Genomic DNA, 20,567 nt, shown 5'->3' on the forward strand with positions numbered 1-20,567 from the left:
AGCGTTTGCTGCTGCTGCGTGTTCGGTATGGCTTCAATCATTCTTGAACGTGGCTAGGTTGTGGTTGTAAATCTTGAGGATACTAGCTGCATCCGCGGTTCCATTTAGCCAAATAGTGGCACAGAGTTCAAAGCTAGCTAAGGTTATACGTCCTTTCTTATTGGCATCGACAGTGATATTCTGCGTAGTTTGCATGATAACCCGACCTATAGGTTCATCTTCTCCCTGCAAAAGAGACTGAAGTCGAAAGCCTATTGCTTGAAGGTCTAGCTGATCCTTCAGGGATCGAGACTTATCTTCTCTGAAGAGATAGGTTTCCCAAGCCTGGCGGTTGTATTGCCAGATCAGTTCTCGAATAACGGCACGATCTTTTCGACGCAGGTCGGCTTTCTCGCGGAGCCACGGGACCAGGACGGTTCCCACCAAACTCCCGAACAGGCCGACGATGGTGCCGCCGAGCGCGAACGCTGCGGTAGTGATGCTGTCCATGACCCCCCTGCCAGTGGTGCTGAGCGAGAGCCTATCGAAAGGTTCCATTTAGGTGTGAGACGAGCCCATCGATACAGCTTCGTTCCTGCAAACCCTGGTCAGGCGGCTCCTCCAAACCCTGGTCAGGCGGCTCCTCCAAACGGTGGCCGAAGCGAACAACCGCGGGTGCCCGAGGTCAGGGCATCGTTTGGATGGTGTGCTCCTCTATATAGAGGTCCAGGTCCGAGCGGGCGATCCGGACGTGCGATCCGAGCTTGGTGAAGCGGATGCGTCGCTCGGAGGTCAGGCGGTAGATGAAGCGGACTCCGACGTTGAGGTAGGCGGCGGCCTCCGGGACCGTGAGTAGGGCGGTGGTGGGTGTCATGCCTTGTGATACGCGCGTGCGCGCAGATAGTTAAGGACCGTGCCACTTCGTGCCACTCGTAGCGGCGACTGGCGGTAACCTGGGGGTAACAGCGGTCAAGGTTCGTTTTGAGAAATAGCTGGTCAACGGGAAGTTTGGCGGTCTGGCGCGGAGGCGCGGGATGGTCGCTCTCAGTCTTGAAAACTGGTGGGCGGAAACGTCTCGTGGGTTCGAATCCCACGCCCTCCGCCACGCCGTCCGCCACGCCGTCCCGTTCTTCGCGTCGCTTCTCGCCGGCGCCGTCCGACGCTCGTCCTGGCGCGCGACGACGGAGGCCTGCCCGCTCTCCTTCGGAACGCGCCAGCCCTCTGTATAGGATTGCGCGACGCCCGGGATCGACGCCCGGCCCTCACCTCCGCACCACTGACGCCTCGACACCGGGAGACGGATGCGCCGCACGGGCCCTTCGACACAGACTCGCGACACTCCGCGCACGCCGCGCCCCTTCGTGCGGCACGGCCGCCAGAACCGGCACACCCTCGCGCGGACCCTGGTGAAGGGAGCCGCCCTCGTGGGCGGTGTCGGCGTGGTCGCCTCGGTGTCGGTGGTCGCGATCGCGGCGACGCTGATCGTCCAGTCCGTGCAGCCCTCGGTCGACCTGCACCCGGGCGCGGCCGGCTCCAGCGTCGAGGCCGGAGGCGCCCCGGAGATCGGCGCACTGGAGGGCGGCTTCAACGTCCTCGTCGTCGGCAGCGACTCGCGGAAGGGCCAGGGCGACGCCTACGGCGACCCCGATGAGGAGACGAGCGTCCTCAACGATGTCAACATGCTGATGCACGTCTCGGCCGACCACAGCAACGCGACGGTCGTGAGCTTCCCCCGCGACATGTACGTCGACATCCCGGAGTGCGTGAACGCCGCCACGGGTGAGACGATCCCCGCCCGGTACGACACCAAGATCAACGAGGCGATGGGCAGCGACGTCAGCCTCGGCTGCGTGGCGGGGGTCGTCGAGGACCTCATGGGCGTCCGGGTCGACTACGGCGCGGTCGTGCAGTTCAACGGCGTGATCGAGATGTCGAACGCGGTCGGCGGAGTCGACGTCTGCGTCGCGACCGAGATCGCGGACCCCTACACGAACACCTACCTCGAGCCGGGCGTGCACTCGCTCGAGGGCATGGCGGCGCTGCAGTTCCTCCGCAGCCGCCACGGCATCGGCGACGGCAGCGACCTGACCCGCATCAGCAACCAGCAGGTCTTCCTCTCGGCGCTCGTGCGCCGGATCAAGAGCGCGGACACCCTCCTCAACCCGGTCGCGCTCTACGGTCTCGCGAAGGCGGCGCTCGGCAACATGACGCTCTCGACCGGTCTCGACAACGTGAACACGATGGTCCAGATGGGACTCGCGCTGAAGGACGTCGACCTCGCGGACGTCGTCTTCGCGCAGTACCCGACCGGGGCGACTCCGAGCGGAGTGGAGCCGGACCGCGCCGCGGGCGACGTCCTGGCGAGCGCCCTGCAGACCGATCAGCCGATCGCCATCACCGGCGGCACGGGCGCCGGCGCGACCGTGGAGGGCGAGGCGGCGGCCCCGGCCGACACCGCCGCTCCGTCGGGCCCGGCGACCGCGGATCCGCTGGCGACGGCCGAGGCGGCACCCGGCACTCCTGCAGCGACTCCCGAGGACGGATCCAAGGTTGCCCTGCCAGAATCGGTCACCGGCCAGAGCGCCGACCAGCAGACCTGCTCGGTCGGCTTCTTCGGTTGAGCCGAGGGCGGGCGGCACCACGGGTGCTCTCCACCTCGCGCGCTGACTCCGGGACGATACGCGTCCCGCAGCCGAGAGAGAGTACGACCCGATGAGCGAACGCGCGTCCACCCGGACCACAGCAGCACGGCACGGCCGCCTGCGCCGCCCGAGCGGCGTGCGCTTCGCCGCGCGGATCCTCGCGGCCTGCGTGGGTGTCGGCGTGCTCAGCGCGGTCTGCATCGTGGCGATCGCCGCCTCGCTGATCGCCGGGAGCGCGCGTCCCTCCGTCGACCTCGGGATCGACTCGGGCGGGGGCGACGTGCCCGAGATCGGGGCGATCGAGGGCGGCGTCAACATCCTGCTCGCCGGCAGCGACAGCGCCGACGGATCGGCCGCCGGGGCCTACGGCGAGCGTGCCGAGAACCTCAACGACGTCACGATGCTCATGCACATCTCGGCCGACCACTCGACCGTGGAGGTCGTCAGCTTCCCCCGCGACCTCTACGTCCCGATCCCCTCCTGCACCGACCCGGCCACCGGCGCCGTCTCGGACGCGGTGGACTCGGCGAAGATCAACACCTCGCTCGAGGCCGGCGGGCTGGCGTGCACCGTGCAGACGGTCGAGCAGCTGACCGGGCTCGAGATCCCCTACGCGGCGCTCATCCAGTTCGAGGGCGTCATCGAGATGTCGAACGCGGTCGGCGGAGTGGACGTCTGCGTCGCCACCCCGATCCAGGACGAGTACACGGGGCTGAACCTCGACGCGGGCACGCACACGCTCGTCGGCGCCGAGGCGCTGGCGTTCCTCCGCACCCGGCACGGCGTCGGCGACGGCAGCGACCTCACCCGCATCTCGAGCCAGCAGGTGTACCTCTCATCGCTGGTGCGCAAGGTGAAGAGCGCGTCGACGCTCTCGAACCCGGTGAACCTCTACGGCCTCGCGAAGGCGGCCGTCTCGAACATGCAGCTCTCCACCTCGCTCGAGAACGTGAACACCCTCGTGTCGATCGGCCTCGCGGTGAAGGACGTCGACCTCGCGAACGTGGTCTTCGTGCAGTACCCGACCTTCATCGACGGCAACGGCGTGTACCCCAGCGAGGACGCGGCGGCGGCGCTGAACGCGGCGCTCCTCGCCGACCAGCCGATCGCGCTGAGCGGCACCACCGGCGGCGGCTCGCAGTCGACGGGGGAGGAGCCCGGGGCGACCAATGCTCCGGCGGCCACGGAGTCGCCGGCCACCGACGCCCCCGCGACCGACGCCCCCGCGACGAGCGCACCCGACGGGCCGGTCACCCTCCCGAGCGACGTCTCCGGGCAGACGGCGCAGCAGGAGACCTGCACGATCGGCCGGCCCCTGTCGGACCAGTAGGCGGCTTCCCGCCTTCCCGCGGAGGGGCGGGCGCCCGTGTCGCGAGGCCCTCGCGCGTGCGGTTATGATGGTCGTCGTGCGTCCGCCAGCGGGCGCTCAGGAGTCGTCGCATAGTCCGGTCGAGTGCACCACCCTGCTAAGGTGGAGAACCCTTTATTGGGTTCCGTGGGTTCAAATCCCACCGACTCCGCATCGTCCGAAGGCCCCGCTCAGGCGGGGCCTTCGTCGTTCCCGGCGGTGCCTGTGCCTGCCGCAGTACCGGCGTCTCCCGGCGGTGCCGGTGTCTCCGCAGTGCCGGGGTCTCGCGGTGCCGGAGCCTTCCGGCCGGCGCTCCGCCGGTCGCGCGCGGCGACGGCGGCCGATGCGACCTGGCGCCCCGGCCGCCCGGGATCCGCCGCCGATCCGCCGGGCGGGTGCGCTCCCGGAGCGGCTACCCTGATCGGATGCCCAGCCCGATCCTCGACGCCCTGTCCGCTCCTCCCGCGCGGAGGGACGTCGCCTCGATCCGGGGTGCTCTCGCCGAGGTCGCGATCGGCGACTCGGTGCGCGTCCTCGTCCGCTCCCCGCGCTACGGCCTCTACGGGATCGAGGGGGTCGTCCGGCAGGCCGTCGGCGGCGAGCTCGTCGTCGCGGACGTCTTCCTCGGCACGGGGACCGAGATCCAGAGCATCGCCCTGGCTCCGGACGCTGACGAGGTCGGCGGGGAGCGCTCGGCCGAGGGACTCGAGCACGGGGATACGGTGCGCGTGGCGTTCTCGACTCCGGCGCTCGGGTCGTTCACGATCACGGGCCCGCTGACGGCCGGCGGCCGCGACGGGTTCCTCCTCGTCGGCAGCTGGATCGTCGCGGACGGCGGCGAGCCCGGCCGCCACGTCGACCGCATCGAGCGTCTGACGGACGTCGGCGTCCACGAGAAGCACGTCCCCGGGCGCCGCTCCGCGGTCGAGGAGTAGCCCCTCAGCTCTGGCAGTGCGGGCACCAGTAGGTGACCCGCAGCTGCAGCTCGTCGTCGCCGAGCTCACCGCGCTCGATCGGAGTGCCGCAGCGCCGACACGGCTTGCGGTCGCGGCCGTAGACCCAGAGCTGCTGGCCCGGGCGCAGGTCGCCGGTCGTCGTGCGCTCGATCCGCTCGCGGTTCACGGTGATGAGCCGCTTCGCGAGCGCGATGGTGCGCACGAGGTCGCCGCTCCCGCCGACCGGGCGCGTGGGCAGCACGCCGCGCAGGAAGCACAGCTCGGCGCGGTAGACGTTGCCGAGTCCGGCCATGATCCGCTGGTCGAGCAGCGCGAGCCCGATCGGCCGCTCCGGATCGGCGGACAGGCGTCGCAGCGCCTCGTGCGCGTCCCAGTCGGCGCCGAGCAGATCGGGGCCGAGATAGCCGACCACGTCCTCCTCGGCCGAGCGCGGGACGATCTCGAGGAGCCCGAGCTCGAAGCCGACCGCCTGCCAGTCCTCGGTCTCGAGGACGATCCGGGCCTGGAACGCCGGCCGGTGCCACTTCGGCCGCTCGCCCTCGCCGCGGGCGTAGAGGTGCCAGCTCCCCTCCATCTTGAGGTGGGAGTGGATCAGCGCGTCGCCGACCCGCATCAGCAGGTGCTTGCCGCGGGGGACGACCTCGTCGATCGTCTCGCCGGTGAGGTCGACCGTCGCGTACTTCGGCACGCGGACGTCGCATCGGGTCAGGACCTCGCCGTCCAGCGCCTCGGCGAGGTTGTGGGCGGATCGGTAGACGGTGTCACCCTCGGGCACGCGGGCTCCCTCCGGCGCTCACGAGCGCATCCTCAGGCCGCGCGGATTCGCGACGAAGCCGGCGGCGACGAGGGCGTCGCCGAAGGGCGTGCCGAGCGCGAAGACGCCGTCGATCTTCTCGACGGTCAGCTTCTCGACCCCGCGGGAGCGGACCAGCTGCGAGAGGGAGGCGGCCGCGTCGGCGAGGGCCGCCTCGTCGGCGGTGAAGGTGAGGGCGGTCTTGCCGCCGCGCTCGAGGTAGACCGCGAGCGCTCCGTCGACGACGGCGACCAGCGCGCCGGCCTTCCGACCGGGGCGGTGCCCCTCGCCCTGCGGCCACGGCAGAGCGGCGCCGAACGGATTGGCGGGGTCGGTCGCCGCCAGCGCGAGCACCGGGCGTGAGCGCTCCTGCGCCTCGTCCTGCGGGGCGAACGTGCGGAGCCGGTCGACGCTGCCGGCTGTGCCGAACTGCGCTGCTCCCAGCTTCTCGATGAAGTAGCCCCTCCGGGCGCGGCCCTGCTGCTCGAAGCCGCTCAGCACCTTGTAGGCGAGGGCGAAGCCGCCCAGGACGCCCTCGGCCTGCACGGAGCCGCGGGTGACGATCCCGTACCGCTCGAGCAGCGTCTCGCCGAGCGCGTGCCCGCGGATCGTCGCGTCCGACTCCGCGAGCGGCACGATCGACCAGCGGCCGCCGGCGGTCGGCGGCCCCACGCGGGTGGCCATCGTGGGGCGGGCGGTCATCCGGCCCCGGGGCGCGCGGGCGCGGGCGGGGGCGCGCGGCTGGCGGTGGGCGCCGCCGGTCGAGCCGACGAGGGTGCGCAGCGGCGCCAGGGTGTCGTTCGTGACGAGCCCGGCCCAGACCAGCTCCCACAGGGCCTCGACGAGGCCCGCGTCGTCGGTGGAGCCGACCGCGTCGGAGAGCTGGCGGAAGAAGTAGCCGCCGCCCGAGCCGAGCACGCCGACGATCTCCTGCTGGAGCTCGGTCAGGGTCACGGACTCGGCGGCGGGGACGGGGAGGGTCAGCCCTGCCGTGTCGGCGAGATGGAGGCTCACCCAGCCGTCGTTGCCGGGCAGGGTGCCCGCGCCGGCCCAGAGGACCTCGCCGGTCGCGGTGAGCTCGTCGAGCATCGCGGGGGAGTAGTCGCGCACCCGGGCGGGCAGGATCAGCGACTCCCAGGCGGACGCGGGGATGGGCGCGCCGGCCAGCTGGTCGATCACGGAGGCCACGCCGTCGATACCGCGGAGCGAGCCGCCGACGTGCTGCCAGGCGGGGAGGAAGCGGGCGTACGCGGCCGCGTCCACCGGCTCCACCTCCTTGCGGAGCGCGGCGAGAGAGCGGCTGCGCAGGCGGCGCAGCACCTCGGCATCGCACCACTCGGTCCCGGTGCCGGTGGGGCGGAACTCGCCCTCCGAGACGCGGCGCTCGCCCGCGAGGCGGCGCAGGGTGTCGGTGACGACCGCGACTCCGAGGCCCAGGCGGGTGGCGACGGCGGCGGCGGTGAAGGGGCCGTGGGTGCGCGCGTAGCGGGCGACGAGGTCGCCGAGCGGATCGCGGACCGGGTCGATGAAGGCGACGGGGACGCCGATCGGCAGGGGCACGCCGAGAGCGTCGCGGAGCCGGGAGGCGTCCTCCATCGCGGCGTACCGCTGCTCACCGCCGAGGCCCACGGGCAGGACGCGCTTGGCCTTCACGAGCGCGGCCACGTCGGCCTCGAGCACCGCGCGCTCGATCGCGGGCGCCTTCGCGACGTCCGCCGAGGCGACCGACTCGTCGACCAGGCGCTCCCCGAGCTCGTCGAGCGTCAGCGGGCCGAGCAGCCGGAGCAGGTCGGCGGCGCCCTCGAGCCCGCGGAGGCGGCGCTCGGGCTCGACGCGCTGCAGCTCGCGCTCGATCTGCGCGAGGACGGCCGGGTCGAGCAGCTCGCGCAGCTCCGCCCGGCCGAGCAGCTCGCCGAGGAGCGTCGCGTCGACCGAGAGCGCCGCCGCGCGGCGCTCGGCGAGCGGGCTGTCGCCCTCGTACATGAAGGCAGCGACGTAGCCGAAGAGCATGGACCGCGCGAACGGACTGGCGGTCGGCGTCTCGACCTCGAGGATCCGCAGCTCGCGCCCGTCCAGCCGTGCGGCGAGGCGGAGCAGGGCGGGCAGGTCATAGACGTCCTGGAGGCACTCGCGGACGGTCTCGAGGATGATCGGGAAGGTCGGGTAGGTGCGGGCGACGTCGAGCAGCTGCGCCGCCCGCTGCCGCTGCTGCCAGAGCGGGGAGCGCTTGCCCGGGTTGTACCTCGGGAGCAGGAGCGCCCGCGCCGCGCACTCGCGGAACCGGGCGGCGAAGAGGGCGGAGCCGCCGACCTCGCTCGTGACCAGCTGCTCCAGCTCCTCGCGCTCGAACAGGAACAGCTCGGAGCCCGGCGGCTCCGACTCCGTGTCGGGGATCCGCACGACGATGCCGTCGTCCCCGGCCATCGCCGCTCCGTCGACCCCGTGCCGCTCGCGGACGCGAGCGCCGATGGCGAGCGCCCACGGCGAGTGCACCTGCATCCCGTATGGGGAGTGCAGCACCAGCCGCCAGTCGCCCAGCTCGTCGCGGAAGCGCTCGAGCACGAGGGTGCGGTCGTCCGGGATCTGCCCGGTGGCCAGGCGCTGCTCGTCGAGGAAGGAGAGGAGGTTGCTGGTCGCGTACTCGTCGAGCCCGGCCGCCGTGCAGCGCTCGCGGGCCGTCTCGGGGGCGGCGGCGCCCACCTCGCGGGTGAACGCCCCGATCGCCTCGCCGAGCTCGGCGGGGCGCCCCTGCGAGTCGCCCTTCCAGAACGGGAGGCGCCCGGGCTCACCGAACGCCGGCGTCACGATCACGCGGTCGTAGGTGATCTCCTGGATGCGCCAGCTGGTGGCTCCGAGCGCGAAGACGTCGCCGACGCGGGACTCGTAGACCATCTCCTCGTCGAGCTCTCCGACGCGGTTGCCGGTCGAGCCCGGCTCGCCGACCATGAACACGCCGAAGAGCCCGCGGTCGGGGATGGTGCCGCCGCTGGTGACGGCGAGGCGCTGGGCGCCGGGCCGGCCGGTGAGCGTGTTCGCGTCGCGGTCCCAGACGAGGCGCGGCCGCAGCTCCGCGAACTGGTCGGAGGGGTAGCGGCCCGAGAGGAGGTCGAGGGTCGCCTCGTAGGCGGAGCGTGGCAGGGACACGAAGGGGGCGCTGCGGCGGACGGTGTCGAACCAGTCGTCCACGTCGAGGCTCTCGAGGGCGGTCGCGGCGACGGTCTGCTGCGCGAGGATGTCGAGCGGGTTCGCGGGGACGGCGATCGCCTCGATCAGGCCCGAGCGCATCCGCTCCGTCGTCACGGCGGAGTGGAGCAGGTCGGCCCGGTGCTTGGGGTAGAAGGACCCGCGCGAGACCTCGCCGACCTGGTGGCCGGCTCGACCCACGCGCTGCAGGGCGCTCGCGACCGAGGGCGGCGTCTCGACCTGGACGACGAGGTCCACCGCGCCCATGTCGATCCCCAGCTCGAGGCTCGAGGTCGCGACCACGCAGCGCAGGCGGCCGGACTTCAGGTCGTCCTCGATGATCGCGCGCTGCTCCTTGCTCACCGAGCCGTGGTGGGCGCGGGCGAGCAGCGGCTCCTCGTCGGGCGCGGACTGCCCGCTGCCGCTCGTGCCCCCGGCCGCTCCCATCGCCTCGGCCGGGGAGCGGCGGACGGAGGAGGAGGCCGCCTCGGCGAGCAGGGCCCCGACGGCGACGGGCTCGCCCGCCTCGCGCGCCCGCTCCGCGGCGAGCTCGCGGCGCTCGGCGTAGATCTCGTTGAGCCGGGCGGTCAGCCGCTCGGCGAGGCGGCGGGAGTTCGCGAAGACGATGGAGGAGGTGTGCGCGAGGACCCGGTCGACGATCGACTCCTCGACGTGCGGCCAGATCGACCCGCTCTGCGGACCGGTGGCCCCCATCGTCGATCCGTCCTGCGGAGCCGCCGTCCCCAGCTCGGACATGTCCTCGACCGGGACGACGACGCTGAGGTCCCACTGCTTCTCGGACGCCGGAGCCACGATCGCGACCGGGGAGCGGCCGGCGAGGAACCGGGCCACCTCCTCGCGCGGGCGCACCGTCGCCGAGAGGCCGATGCGCTGCACCGGCTTCGGGAGCAGGGCGTCGAGCCGCTCGAGGGAGACGGCGAGGTGCGCCCCGCGCTTGGTCGACGCGACCGCGTGGACCTCGTCGACGATGACCGTCTCGACGCCGCGGAGCGACTCGCGCGCCGCCGAGGTGAGCATGAGGTAGAGCGACTCGGGGGTCGTGATCAGGATGTCCGGCGGCGTCTTCTGCAGCACGCGCCGCTCGGCGGCGGGCGTGTCTCCCGACCGCACCCCGACGGTGACCGTGGCCGGCGCGCTGCCGATGCCCTCGGCGCTCAGCCGCAGCGCCGTCTGGGTGACGCCGACGAGCGGCGAGCGGAGGTTGCGCTCGACGTCGACGCCGAGAGCCTTCAGCGGCGAGACGTAGAGCACGCGCGTGCGGTGCTGCGGATCCTCCGGCGGCGGGCCCTGCACGAGCCGGTCGATCGCCCAGAGGAAGGCCGAGAGCGTCTTGCCGGAGCCGGTGGGAGCGACCACGAGGGCGTGCGCTCCACTCGAGATGGCCGACCAGGCGCCCTCCTGGGCGGCGGTCGGCGCCGGGAACGCGCCCTCGAACCACGCGCGCGTGGCGGGGGAGAAGCGCTCGAGGACGTCCGGCATGCATCCATCCTCCCTGCCACCTCCGACATTGCCGGGGCCGCGGCCCGGGGGCGAGCCCTTGACGCGGGGGAGTCCGCCCGTCAGGCGAAGCCGAGACGCACGAACGTGCCGATGTCGGCGAGCTCGGCCTGCCCGACTCCGTGGGCGACGCCCTCGTAGACCCGGGCGTCGAGCGCCGTGTGCTCCGGGAACCAGGCCGCCGCGTCCCGCACGAGCTCCTCCGGGATCACCGTGTCGAGCGTCCCGCGGCCCCAGAACACCGGCGGACGCTCGCGGGCGAGCCGCTCGTCCGCGTCGTCGCCCTCGGCGAGCGGGACCACGAACCCGGACAGGGCGACCGCGAAGGCGAAGCGGCCCGGCGCGCGCCGCAGCAGCTGCACCGCCAGCGCGGCGCCCTGGGAGAAGCCCAGCAGCCCCACCGGGCCCGGGTGCTCCAGACCGTCGAGCCACTCGATCACACCGGCCGCCGCCGCCTCGACGGCCTCGGGATCGGCCCGCGGCTCGTCCGGCACCAGCGGGACACGGAGGGGCCACCACGCGTTCGCCCCGCCGCCCAGGGCGAGAGGCGCCCGGAGGGACGCGAGGACCGGCTCCAGCGGCAGGTAGGCGCCGAGCGAGAACAGGTCCCCCTCGTGCGAGCCGTAGCCGTGCAGCAGCACCAGGAGGGGCCTGCCGACGCGGTCGCGCTCGGAGGAGGACCACAGCACCGCGTTCGCGTCGATTCCCATCGCACCATCATCCCCCTGAGTGCGGGATCGCCGCCGCCGGTCGGAACACCAGCCGCGAAGGGTGAGAATGGCTGCATGAGCGTGCGCACCCCTGACCCGAACTCCGGGTGGCTGTCCGACGACGAACTCGCCGAGATCCGCCGGCGGCTCCCGCTGCTGTACGTGGAGGCCGTGCCCGTCCGGGTCGACGGGCTCGGGCAGGTCACCGAGGTCGGTGTGCTCCTGCGCGCGACCCCCTCCGGCCAGATCACCCGCACGATCGTCTCGGGCCGTGTGATGTACGGCGAGACGCTGCGCGACGCGCTGTTCCGCCATCTAGAGAAGGATCTCGGCCCGATGGCCTTCCCCCTCCTCCCCGCGAGCCCGCTCCCCTTCCACGTCGCCGAGTACTTCCCGATGCCCGGCATGGGACCGTTCACCGACGACCGCCAGCACGCGGTCTCCCTCGCCTACGTCGTTCCCGTCACCGGCACCTGCGACCCCCGCCAGGACGCCCTCGAGCTCACCTGGATGACCCCCGACGAGGCCTGCTCCGACGCGATCTCCGCCGAGATGGAGGGCGGGCGGGGCGCGCTGATCCGCGCCGCGCTCGCTTCCGTCGGCCGCCTGTCCTAGCGGTGCGGATCGGCCGCGGCGCTCCCTTCTGCGCGCCGATAGCGGCGCGCCGCGGTCGGCTCGCAAGCATGGCGGGCCGGCTGGAGCGTCGGGCGTCCGCCTGGACCGATCCGCCGGCACGCGACTCGGCCGTTCGGCTCGTGGATCCGGCGTCCACGGGACCTCTGTGACCGGGCGAGGAGAGGCGGCGCCCCTGCCCGACGACGGCGCAGCAGGGAATCGCCTGATCAGGACGCGGTGAGGACTTCCGGAGCTCCCTGCGCGGGACTCCGCTCGAAGAGGTGAAGCGTGAACGACGAAGGGCCCGGGCCCGCGACCAGTAGTCGCGGGCCCCGGCCCTTCGTGATGTCGGCGCCCTGATCAGGACGAGCGCTGAGGTGCGATCACCGAACGCTCAGCCCCCGGACCAGCCGCTCCCCGCGAGGCGAACGGTCGATCCGCGTGCGAGCGGATCGGCCTAGCCGGTCGCGACACGCTCTGCGTATCGCAACCGTGCTTGAAGCCGACCGCGGTGCGCCGTTCCGCGGCTCCCCGCGAGGCGAACGGTCGATCCGCGTGCGAGCGGATCGGCCTAGCCAGTCGCGACACGCTCTGCGCGTCGCGACCGTGCTTGAAGCCGACTGCGGTGCGCCGCTCCGCGGCGCACAATCGGACTCAGCCCTGCGCGCGGCGGCCGCCGCGGCGGGCGCCGCCGCCGGCGGACTCGCGGGCGGGAGCGGCCGAGGCCGCTCCGCCGGTCGCGGTGCTGTAGAACGAGCGCGATCCGCCCGAAGTCGAGGGGGCACCGGCGGCCGAGCGGCTGCGGCCTCCGCGGGCGCCGCCGCGGGCGGGTCCCTCGGCGGCGGTGCGGTCGCGGCGGGGGCGGTCGCCTCCGCCGGTCGCGGCACCCGTCGAGCGTCCGCCGCGGGGTGCGGCGGTGCCCTCGGTGCGGGCCGCGCGCTTGCGCTGCGCGTTGGCGCCCTGCGAGCGTCCGCCCTGCGACTGGCCGCGGACGGGCTCGACGGCGGCGCTGGGGGTGACGTACGGAGCGACGTCGCCGACGAGCTTCGCGACGGCGGCCGAGTCGGCCGTCACCTGCTGGGGCGCGACCTGGATCGCGGCCTTGCGGAGGAGGGTCTTCACGTCGCTGCGCTGCGTGGGCAGGACGACGGTGACGACGTCTCCCTCGCTGCCGGCGCGGGCGGTGCGGCCCGAGCGGTGCAGGTACGCCTTGTGCTCCATCGGCGGGTCGACGTGGATGACGAGCTCGACGTCGTCGACGTGCACACCGCGGGCGGCGACGTCGGTGGCGACGAGGACCTTGACGGTGCCGGCGCCGAACGCGGCGAGGTTCCGGTCGCGGGCGACCTGCGAGAGGTTGCCGTGCAGGTCGACCGCGGGGATGCCCTGGCCGGTGAGCTGCTTGGCGAGCTTCTTCGCGTGGTGCTTGGTGCGCATGAAGAGGATGCGGCGGCCGGTGCCGGACGCGAGCGTCTTCACGAGAGCGTTCTTGGCGTCGAGGCCGTCGACCTCGAACACGTGGTGGGTCATCAGCGCGACCGGCGAGTTGGCCTCGTCGACCGAGTGGAGCACCTCGTTCTGGAGGTACTTCTTGACCAGCTTGTCCACGCCGTTGTCGAGCGTCGCGGAGAACAGCAGGCGCTGCCCGCCGCGGGGGGTCTTGTCGAGGATGCGCGTGACGACCGGCAGGAAGCCGAGGTCGGCCATGTGGTCGGCCTCGTCGAGGACGGTGATCTCGACGGCGTCGAGGTTCACGAAGCCCTGCTTCATCAGGTCCTCGAGGCGGCCCGGGCAGGCCACGACGATGTCGACGCCCTGCTTGAGCGCGGCGACCTGGCGCTGCTGCGAGACGCCTCCGAAGATCGTGGTGGTGACGATGCCGTAGGCGTCGGCGAGGGGCTGCATCGCGGCGGTGATCTGCGTGGCGAGCTCGCGGGTCGGCGCGAGGACGAGTCCGAGCGGGCGGCCGGGGCGGCGGCGTCCGCCGGCGAGCGAGCCGCCGAGGCGGGCGATCATCGGGATGGAGAAGGCGAGGGTCTTGCCGGAGCCGGTCTTGCCGCGGCCGAGGACGTCGCGTCCGCCGAGGGTGTCGGGCAGCGTGTCGACCTGGATCGGGAAGGGCTCGGTGATGCCGCTCGCGGTGAGCGCGGCCACGAGGGGGGCCGGCACGCCGAGGGCGCTGAAGGAGGGGGGGGTGTTCGACATGGAGTGGTGCCTTTCGGGGGCATCATGCCGATCGAGGACGCGCGGGCGGTGGCCGGGGCGCGGGTGATCGGCGTTCGGGCGAAGGTGACGGTGGTCACATCCGTTCGCCGTACGATTCGGTGCGCGCGGCCGGGGGCCTCATGCACGTGCGCCAGATGGTCGGGACGGATCCTCGACGGTCAGAGTCCTAGGGGACAAGGGGCGTTCTACGACGCGGGGGAGCGCAGTCGCTGCGCTCGCACCATCCCACTCTAGTGGATGCCGATCCATCCGCGCATCGCGGCCTGCACGCGGGAGCCGTCGCGGTCGCTCAGCTTGGTCCCGACGAAGTCGCCCGCCCAGTCCGAGGTCTGCACGCGGAAGGCCGGTTCCGGGTCGCGCAGGGTCTTCAGGATGACGGCGGCGACATCGGACGGGTCCTGTGCGTGGGTCGAGGAGAAGGACGACGCGGCGCGGTCGAGGTAGGCGCCGAGCGCCGGCGCGTAGGGGCCGGCCTGCGCGAGCATCGCCGCCGCGTCGATGCCGACGTTCTCGACGAAGCTGCTGCGGACCGCTCCCGGCTCGATCAGCGACACGTGGACGCCGACGGAGGCGGCGACGGGGGCGAGTGCCTCGAAGAACCCCTCGACCGCGAACTTCGCCGCGCAGTAGTCCTCGTTGAACGGCTGCCCGATCGCGCCGCCGACGCTCGAGACGGTGACGATGCGGCCGCGGGACGAGCGCAGCATCGGCAGCGCGGCGCGGGTGACCGCGACGGTGCCGAAGAAGTTGACCTCCATCACGCGGCGCAGCTCCTCCGGATCCTCCAGCTCGAGGGTGCCGAGGTGGCCGGCTCCGGCGTTGTTCACGAGGGCGTCGAGACCGCCGAGCTCCTCCTCCACGGCGCGGAGGCAGCCGGCGACGGAGTCCGCGTCGGTCACGTCGAGCGCCCGCAGGTCGAGCTCGACGCGTGCCTCGGCGGCGGCGGCGCGCAGGCCCTCCGCCCGCTCCGGATCCCGCACGGTGGCGACCACCCGCCAGCCCGCGCGCGCGGCCTCGATCGCGGTGGCGCGGCCGATGCCGGTGGAGGTTCCGGTGACGAGGAGGACGGGACGGGGCATGCGGCTTTCCTGCTTTCCGGCGCACGACGGCGCCGCCCGGAGGCTATCGGCCGCCCCTCCGAGAACGTCCAGGGTCGGTGTCAGCCCCGGTAGCGCTCGCCGACCGGCACCTCGACCGGCAGCCGGTTGCCCGCCTGGGCGAGCGGGCAGGCCCAGGCCGGGTCGTAGGCGCAGGAGGGGTTGTAGGCGAAGTTGAAGTCGAGGACCAGCGTCCCCGGGGCGGAGCCCGGACCGAGGTCGGCGCCCTTCACGGTGTCCAGGAGGTAGCGGCCACCGCCGTAGGTGCCGCCGGGTGTCCCCGCGAGGGCGTCCTTGACCGGCAGGAACAGGCCTCCGCCGTAGGACGCGAGGCGCCAGACGTCGAGGCTGCCGGCGTCCGGCACCTCGACCGTGCCGATCAGCTCGAAGGGGACGGTGCCGTCGGTGCCGGTCTCCACGTCCATCCGCCGCGCATCCTCGGCGGGGGCCACCTCGAGCTCGAAGCGCCAGGCCGCGTCGTAGGGCGCGATCGGCAGCGAGCGGAAGTGCGCACGGTCGGCCGGGAGGAGGGGGGTGGAGGGGTGCTGCGCGAAGAGCGCGTTGCGCCCGCGGATCCAGGACGCGTGCGCGGCGAGCAGGTCCACGTTCGAGAGCCGGCGCACCTCCGCGTAGAGGGCCTGGACGTGGCGGCGCCAGTCCGACACCTCGACCGCGGTCGTGAGGCGGCGGCGGGGCGAGACGCCGTCGTCGTCCTGCTCCTCCTCGTCGGCGGAGGGCCACTGGAGGCGCAGGAGCTCCGAGCGCGACAGCTCGGTCTCCTCCTCGGCGACACCGTCGGGGCTCATGCGGCGGACTCCCCGCGCGGGCGGGTGTCGGCACCGACATCGTGGCGCCAGGACGGGGCGAGGGAGCGGATGCGGATGCCGCGCCACTGCCAGAACGCCCACATCGACGGCCAGAGCGCGGCCGAGGCGAGGCCCGCCGAGAACTCGAGGCGGTCGCGGAAGAGCGTGCGCCCGTCGGGGAGCGGGGCGACGGCCATGCGGTGGTCCCACGCGGTGATCAGTCGGAGGGAGCCGGTGAGGGGCCCGCCGCTGTCGCGCAGGATCCGCACGTCGGGCATCGAGGGGACGCGGCGGTAGGAGAGGTCGATCTCCTGCGCGCCCATCGGCACGATCCCGAGGGCGTCCATCGCGACCTCGTGGGAGCCGAGCCCCCAGGTCGGGCGGAAGCCGCCCTCGTCCAGCGACGCGGCGGTCAGGAGCGGGGACATCACCTCCCGGAACACGGCCGGACTCTGCAGGGCGCGCCAGGCGGAGTCGGCGTCGGTGTCGAGCACGTGCTTGAGCATCACCTTCACGAGGGACATCCTCCTCCGCCCGCCCCTGCGCAGGAACCGGGTGCGCGCGGAGCCCCGGACGTGTATGCGCCTCCGGTGCTCGCTACCGTGTCAGGGTGACCGCTCCCGCCGCCTCCGTCGACCAGTCGACCTACCAGATCCGCTTCGAGTGGGGGGCCCGCGCCCTCCGCGTGCTCGCCCCCGCCCACGTCACGGTGCTCGTCGACGCTCTGCCCGGAGGCGAGAGCCCCGACCTCGGGGGAGTGGAGGGCCGCGTCGTCCGCGCGGGCCTGGCCGACCGCTCGGCCGTCGCCCGCTGGATCCTGGAGCGCCAGCACGAGAACGGCGGGCGCACCAGCGTCAACGTGATCGCCCTCGGCGACATCGATGACAGCGGAGCGGCGCGGTTCGCGATGGAGGACCAGCTGGCGGCCGGCGCCGTCGTCGACGCGCTCATCGGGCTGGGCATCGACCACGTCTCGCCCGAGGCCGCGGTGGCCTGCGCGTCCTACGAGGGCCTGCGCCGGGCGTGCGCGCACCTGCTCACCGCGTCCGAGTCCGGCCGCCTGCTCGCCGCCGAGGGGCGGGCGGACGAGGTCCGCGCCGCCGCCCGGGTCGACGCCGTCGACGAGGTGTCGGTCCTCCGCTGACCCGCCGCTCCGGCGTGCGCGGCCTCCGAGCGGTGCAGGGCGTCCGCGGAGCGCACAAGCCCCTGCGGATCCGAGCCGCCGCCTCGACCAGTCGCACGCCCCCGGCGTAGCGTTCGGCGGAGGCGGTCCCTCCGCCCCCCGCCCCGACCGAAAGCTGGCCCGCATGAAAGCCGTCCTCAACGACGTCGTCCTCGCCGACGCCCTCGACTCCGACCTGATCTCGATCGAGGGCAACTGGTACTTCCCGCCGTCGAGCATCGCCGAGGGCGTGCTCGTCGAGAGCCCTACGCCCTACACCTGCCCGTGGAAGGGTGAGTGCCAGTACTTCTCGGTGCAGACCGGCGACGGCCTGAAGAAGGACAAGGCCTGGTCGTACCCGCACCCCTACCCGACGGCGTTCGACCGCGTCGGCAAGGACTTCTCGGGCTACGTCGCCTTCGACCGCTCGGTCCGCGTCTCCGACTGACCCGTCCCGCCGCGGTGCCGCTCCCGGTGCCGCGGCGGTGCGTCAGCCGCGCGGTGCGTCAGCCGCGCGGGGCGGCGGCGCGCGCGCGGTAGGCCCGGACCTTCGACCGGTTCCCGCAGCGCTGCATCGAGCACCAGCGGCGCGACCCGGCTCGGGACGTGTCGAGGTAGAGCATCCGGCACTCCGGATCCGCGCAGCGCCGCAGCCGTCCGGTCGCGGCCGGACCCAGCAGCCCCACGGCCTCCCGGGCGATGGACGCGAGCGCCTGCCTGCCCGCCGCGTGGAGCCGTCCTGCCTGCCGCGACCCTCCGCCCAGCACCGGTGGGATGTCGGGCATCGCCGCGACCAGGTTGACCACGTCGACGTCGCGCGGGTCGGGCGCGGTGCCGGCCTCGGCCGCGACGGCCAGCCGGGCGATCGCGCCCCGGAGCATCAGCGCGTCGTCGAGGCGCGCGTCCCGGCTCTCGGGGCCGACCGCCTCGAAGCGCTCGGCGAGCCAGGCGGCCAGGGCGGCGTCGGAGTCGAGGTGCTCGGCCGCTCCCGGAGGCAGTGCTCCGGTCGTGGCGAAGTCGAGTGCGAGGCTTCCGGAGTCGAACCACCAGCGCCGGCCGTCGGCCTCGGGGAGCCACTGCCCGGTGACCGGCGTGCGCCCGCCGTGCGGGGCCTCGTCCGGGGTCACGGCGCCGGGACCGGTCGGCGCCGCCACTGGATCGCGTTCGCGGCCTCGAACCGGCGCGCGCAGCGGCCGCAGGCCAGGGGCCGGGTGGGCCGGCGATGGCGGTAGAAGAGGTGTCCGCCCGGGCAGGTGCCGACCCACGGCGCGAGCTCGTCCGCGGTCGGGTTGCTGTGGGTGCGCGATCCCGTGTAGCCGAGCCGCGCCGCGATCCGCCGCCACTGCGGTCCGTGCCCGGCGTCGGGCCCCGCGAGCGCGTGAGCGACCTCGTGCAGGAGTGTCTGCCGGACCTCCTCGTCGCTCCAGCGGGCGGCGAGGTGGCGCGAGACCGTGATTCGGCGGCGCGTCCAGTGGCAGGCGCCGCCGCGGGTGCGCGCGTGGTCGAGCGCGAAGGACCAGGAGGGGTCGAGGTGCTCCTCGATCAGCGCGTCGGCCCAGCGGGCCACGTCCTCGAGGTCGGCCACCGGTGGCGCTTCCTAGGACTCGTCGCCGTCGGCGCGGCGGCGGCCGCGGGCGGTGCCGTCGGTGCGGGCTTCGCGGTCGGTCCCGTCCTGGAACTCGGAGGCGGCGGCGTAGCCCAGGCGCGCGACCTCGAGCTCCTCCTCGGGGACCCCGACGCGCTCGCCGAGCGCGGTCGCGGCGTCGAAGTCGCGCATGGCACGGCCGTACTCGCCCAGCTCGAAGAAGGTGAGGCCGCGGTGCTTGAGCGCGAAGGAGTGCTCGAGGTGCCACTCGTGCGTGCGCGCCTCCTCGACGCAGAGCGCGAGCTCCGAGAGGGCCTCGTCGGTGCGGCCCCGCAGCTGCATGAGGCGGGCGCGGCGGACGCGGGCGGTGAGCAGCTCGGCGCGGTCGCCGGAGAAGCGGGTGCGGCGGACGGCCTCGTTCGCGAGGTCCCACGCCTCGTCGACGCGCCCGAGCAGGCGCAGCAGCTCCGCCTTCTCGGTGAGCGCGGCGAGGCTGCGCAGCGCGCCGATCTCCTCCAGGCGCTCCTGGGCGGCGTCGACGTCGATCTCCTCGTGGAGGGTCGCGGGGTCGTGGCGGATTATGATGCTCAGGGCGATGCTTCCTCGTGGAGTGCGGATCCGGATCGTCGCGCGCGGCGGACGAGAGGACGGTCGGGGTCGCTGACCCCGGCGTCGAGTGTACCGGCGGGTCCCCGGACGGCGCCCCGACGCGCGGCCCGGGTCAGCCCCGTCGCACCTGGAAGATGCTCCGCGCCGGCAGCGGCGACGGGGTGGCGGTCTCGTCCGTGACGACGAGGGCGCCGGCGATGAAGTTCTCGAGCTCCCGCCCCTGCACCAGCTTGGAGGGCGCGGGGTCGGAGGCGAGGCGCCGCGGCAGGCCGTCGAGCGGCAGCGGATCGGCCGAGGCGAGCATCACCACGTTCCCGAAGCGCTTGGCCTTGAGCATCTGGGTGTCGGTCATGATCGCGGTGTGCGCGAAGACGGAGGCGAGCGTCGCGGCCTGGGCGCGGGCGAAGGCGAGCGCGCCGCCGTCGGCCACGTTCACCGCGACCAGGCCGCCGGGGGCGAGCAGCGGCGCGATCGCCCCGTAGAACTCGGCGCTGGTCACGTGCGCGGGACTGCGCGCGCCCGAGAAGATGTCGACGACGACCACGTCGACCGTGCCGCGCAGCCCGGGCGGCAGCTTGCCGAGCACCTCGCGGGCGTCGCCCTGGCGGATGCGGATCTGCGCCCCGCGGGGGAGCGGGAGCGCCTCGCGCACCAGCTCGACCAGAGCGCCCTCGATCTCGACGACCTGCTGGCGCGAGCCCGGCCGGGTCGCGGCGACGTAGCGGGGGAGGGTCAGCGCTCCGGCGCCCAGGTGGAGCGCCGTGACGCTCTCGCCCTCGGGGGCGACGAGGTCGATCGCGTGGCCGATCCGGCGGACGTACTCGAACGAGAGGTGCGTCGGATCCGCGAGGTCGACGTGCGACTGCGGAGTGCCGTCGACGACCAGGGTCGCCGCCTCGGGCGAGTGGCGGTCGGGCTCGATCCGCGCGGTGTACCCGCTGGCGAGCACGGCGCGGGGGTGCTCGGAGTCGTCTCCGCGTCGGCGGCCGGTGCGTTCCTGCATCCGACCAGTCTGCCGCGGCGGCGGGACGGCGGGGCTCCGCGCCCGGCCCGGTCGGATCGATCCGGGAGGCCGTGGCCTCGTATACCGGACCCCGCGGGGCGACGCAAGCATCCGCACTTGCGCGGCGTGGCGCGATGCGGCTATATTCGTACTTTGCGCTCCCGAGTACCCATGCCCTCATATCGCGGTCGGCAGGTCACCGGAACCCGGCATCAGATGGTGGATGCCGTTGCCACACTCTAGCCCCGCCCCCAAGACCGAGTCGCCTCGGTCCGCACGGCGTGCGGGCAGGGGTGGCGGCCCGTCCGGCGGGAGCCCACTCCACACATCCCACA

The 20,567-nt window shown here is 73.3% G+C and carries 19 protein-coding genes and 2 tRNA genes; 8 read left to right on the forward strand and 13 right to left on the reverse strand.

Annotated features, from left to right (window positions below; genetic code table 11):
• Positions 1-33: 33 nt before the first annotated feature.
• Both C5C29_RS16865 and C5C29_RS12525 read right to left on the reverse strand, forming a co-directional pair.
• Positions 34-489, reverse strand: a complete 456-nt coding sequence (locus C5C29_RS16865) for a hypothetical protein (protein ID WP_146083494.1) — start codon at positions 487-489, stop codon at positions 34-36.
• Between the two features lie 175 nt (positions 490-664).
• The gene (locus C5C29_RS12525) at positions 665-853 is read right to left on the reverse strand and encodes a helix-turn-helix domain-containing protein (protein WP_104308441.1); all 189 of its coding nucleotides are present in this window, start codon (positions 851-853) and stop codon (positions 665-667) included.
• 149 nt (positions 854-1,002) lie between these two features.
• Between C5C29_RS12525 and C5C29_RS17185 the strand changes: the two genes are divergently transcribed.
• The 5 genes from C5C29_RS17185 to C5C29_RS12545 all read left to right on the forward strand — a co-directional run bounded on the left by C5C29_RS17185 (position 1,003) and on the right by C5C29_RS12545 (position 4,904).
• Positions 1,003-1,084 (forward strand) — tRNA-Ser (locus tag C5C29_RS17185).
• A gap of 301 nt (positions 1,085-1,385) precedes the next feature.
• Positions 1,386-2,600, forward strand: a complete 1,215-nt coding sequence (locus C5C29_RS12530; protein WP_258059448.1) for an LCP family protein — start codon at positions 1,386-1,388, stop codon at positions 2,598-2,600.
• 91 nt (positions 2,601-2,691) lie between these two features.
• Complete coding sequence (locus tag C5C29_RS12535) at positions 2,692-3,951, forward strand: LCP family protein (RefSeq protein ID WP_104226775.1); 1,260 nt, start codon at positions 2,692-2,694, stop codon at positions 3,949-3,951.
• A 99-nt stretch (positions 3,952-4,050) separates the two neighbouring features.
• A tRNA-Ser gene (locus tag C5C29_RS12540) sits at positions 4,051-4,141 on the forward strand.
• Between the two features lie 253 nt (positions 4,142-4,394).
• Complete coding sequence (locus tag C5C29_RS12545; RefSeq protein ID WP_104226774.1) at positions 4,395-4,904, forward strand: hypothetical protein; 510 nt, start codon at positions 4,395-4,397, stop codon at positions 4,902-4,904.
• 4 nt (positions 4,905-4,908) lie between these two features.
• On the opposite strand, the gene C5C29_RS12550 is transcribed toward C5C29_RS12545, so the two are convergent.
• The 3 genes from C5C29_RS12550 to C5C29_RS12560 form a co-directional block, all read right to left on the reverse strand.
• Positions 4,909-5,700 carry a DNA-formamidopyrimidine glycosylase family protein gene (locus C5C29_RS12550; protein WP_104308442.1) on the reverse strand — a complete coding sequence of 264 codons (792 nt, stop codon included), beginning with the start codon at positions 5,698-5,700 and terminating at the stop codon, positions 4,909-4,911.
• Between the two features lie 18 nt (positions 5,701-5,718).
• A complete protein-coding gene (locus tag C5C29_RS12555; protein WP_104308443.1) occupies positions 5,719-10,401 on the reverse strand; it encodes an ATP-dependent helicase in 4,683 nt (1,560 codons plus the stop codon).
• Positions 10,402-10,481: 80 nt separating this feature from the next.
• Complete coding sequence (locus C5C29_RS12560) at positions 10,482-11,129, reverse strand: alpha/beta hydrolase (protein ID WP_104260904.1); 648 nt, start codon at positions 11,127-11,129, stop codon at positions 10,482-10,484.
• A 75-nt stretch (positions 11,130-11,204) separates the two neighbouring features.
• Between C5C29_RS12560 and C5C29_RS12565 the strand changes: the two genes are divergently transcribed.
• The gene (locus tag C5C29_RS12565; protein ID WP_104225113.1) at positions 11,205-11,744 is read left to right on the forward strand and encodes an NUDIX hydrolase family protein; all 540 of its coding nucleotides are present in this window, start codon (positions 11,205-11,207) and stop codon (positions 11,742-11,744) included.
• 654 nt (positions 11,745-12,398) lie between these two features.
• On the opposite strand, the gene C5C29_RS12570 is transcribed toward C5C29_RS12565, so the two are convergent.
• From C5C29_RS12570 to C5C29_RS12585, 4 genes are all read right to left on the reverse strand, one after another.
• On the reverse strand, positions 12,399-13,949 hold the full coding sequence (locus C5C29_RS12570; RefSeq protein ID WP_104308444.1) for a DEAD/DEAH box helicase: 1,551 nt from the start codon (positions 13,947-13,949) through the stop codon (positions 12,399-12,401).
• A 251-nt stretch (positions 13,950-14,200) separates the two neighbouring features.
• Entirely contained in the window at positions 14,201-15,049 is an 849-nt protein-coding gene (locus C5C29_RS12575) for an SDR family oxidoreductase (RefSeq protein WP_104308445.1), read from the reverse strand.
• An 80-nt stretch (positions 15,050-15,129) separates the two neighbouring features.
• Complete coding sequence (locus C5C29_RS12580) at positions 15,130-15,873, reverse strand: DUF1684 domain-containing protein (protein WP_104308446.1); 744 nt, start codon at positions 15,871-15,873, stop codon at positions 15,130-15,132.
• The gene (locus tag C5C29_RS12585; RefSeq protein ID WP_104238079.1) at positions 15,870-16,397 is read right to left on the reverse strand and encodes a hypothetical protein; all 528 of its coding nucleotides are present in this window, start codon (positions 16,395-16,397) and stop codon (positions 15,870-15,872) included. Before C5C29_RS12585 ends, C5C29_RS12580 begins: the two co-directional genes overlap by 4 nt.
• Positions 16,398-16,483: 86 nt before the next feature.
• Here C5C29_RS12585 and C5C29_RS12590 point away from each other — a divergent pair, with 86 nt between their 5' ends.
• Both C5C29_RS12590 and C5C29_RS12595 read left to right on the forward strand, forming a co-directional pair.
• Positions 16,484-17,017, forward strand: coding sequence for a 2-phosphosulfolactate phosphatase (locus C5C29_RS12590; RefSeq protein ID WP_104288466.1), 534 nt, complete (start codon positions 16,484-16,486; stop codon positions 17,015-17,017).
• Positions 17,018-17,180: 163 nt separating this feature from the next.
• A complete protein-coding gene (locus tag C5C29_RS12595; protein WP_104308447.1) occupies positions 17,181-17,483 on the forward strand; it encodes a DUF427 domain-containing protein in 303 nt (100 codons plus the stop codon).
• A 58-nt stretch (positions 17,484-17,541) separates the two neighbouring features.
• On the opposite strand, the gene C5C29_RS12600 is transcribed toward C5C29_RS12595, so the two are convergent.
• From C5C29_RS12600 to C5C29_RS12615, 4 genes are all read right to left on the reverse strand, one after another.
• The gene (locus C5C29_RS12600) at positions 17,542-18,189 is read right to left on the reverse strand and encodes a CGNR zinc finger domain-containing protein (RefSeq protein ID WP_258069495.1); all 648 of its coding nucleotides are present in this window, start codon (positions 18,187-18,189) and stop codon (positions 17,542-17,544) included.
• Positions 18,159-18,620 (reverse strand): SprT-like domain-containing protein, encoded by a 462-nt coding sequence (locus C5C29_RS12605; protein ID WP_104263210.1) that lies wholly within the window; start codon positions 18,618-18,620, stop codon positions 18,159-18,161. The genes C5C29_RS12600 and C5C29_RS12605 overlap by 31 nt, the downstream gene beginning before the upstream one ends.
• Before the next feature lie 12 nt (positions 18,621-18,632).
• Positions 18,633-18,962, reverse strand: a complete 330-nt coding sequence (locus tag C5C29_RS17190) for a hypothetical protein (protein WP_181027192.1) — start codon at positions 18,960-18,962, stop codon at positions 18,633-18,635.
• Between the two features lie 379 nt (positions 18,963-19,341).
• On the reverse strand, positions 19,342-20,232 hold the full coding sequence (locus tag C5C29_RS12615) for a spermidine synthase (RefSeq protein ID WP_104308448.1): 891 nt from the start codon (positions 20,230-20,232) through the stop codon (positions 19,342-19,344).
• Between the last annotated feature and the right edge of the window lie 335 nt (positions 20,233-20,567).

The sequence above is a fragment of the Rathayibacter sp. AY1H2 genome, assembly GCF_002931985.1.
Classification (GTDB): domain Bacteria; phylum Actinomycetota; class Actinomycetes; order Actinomycetales; family Microbacteriaceae; genus Rathayibacter.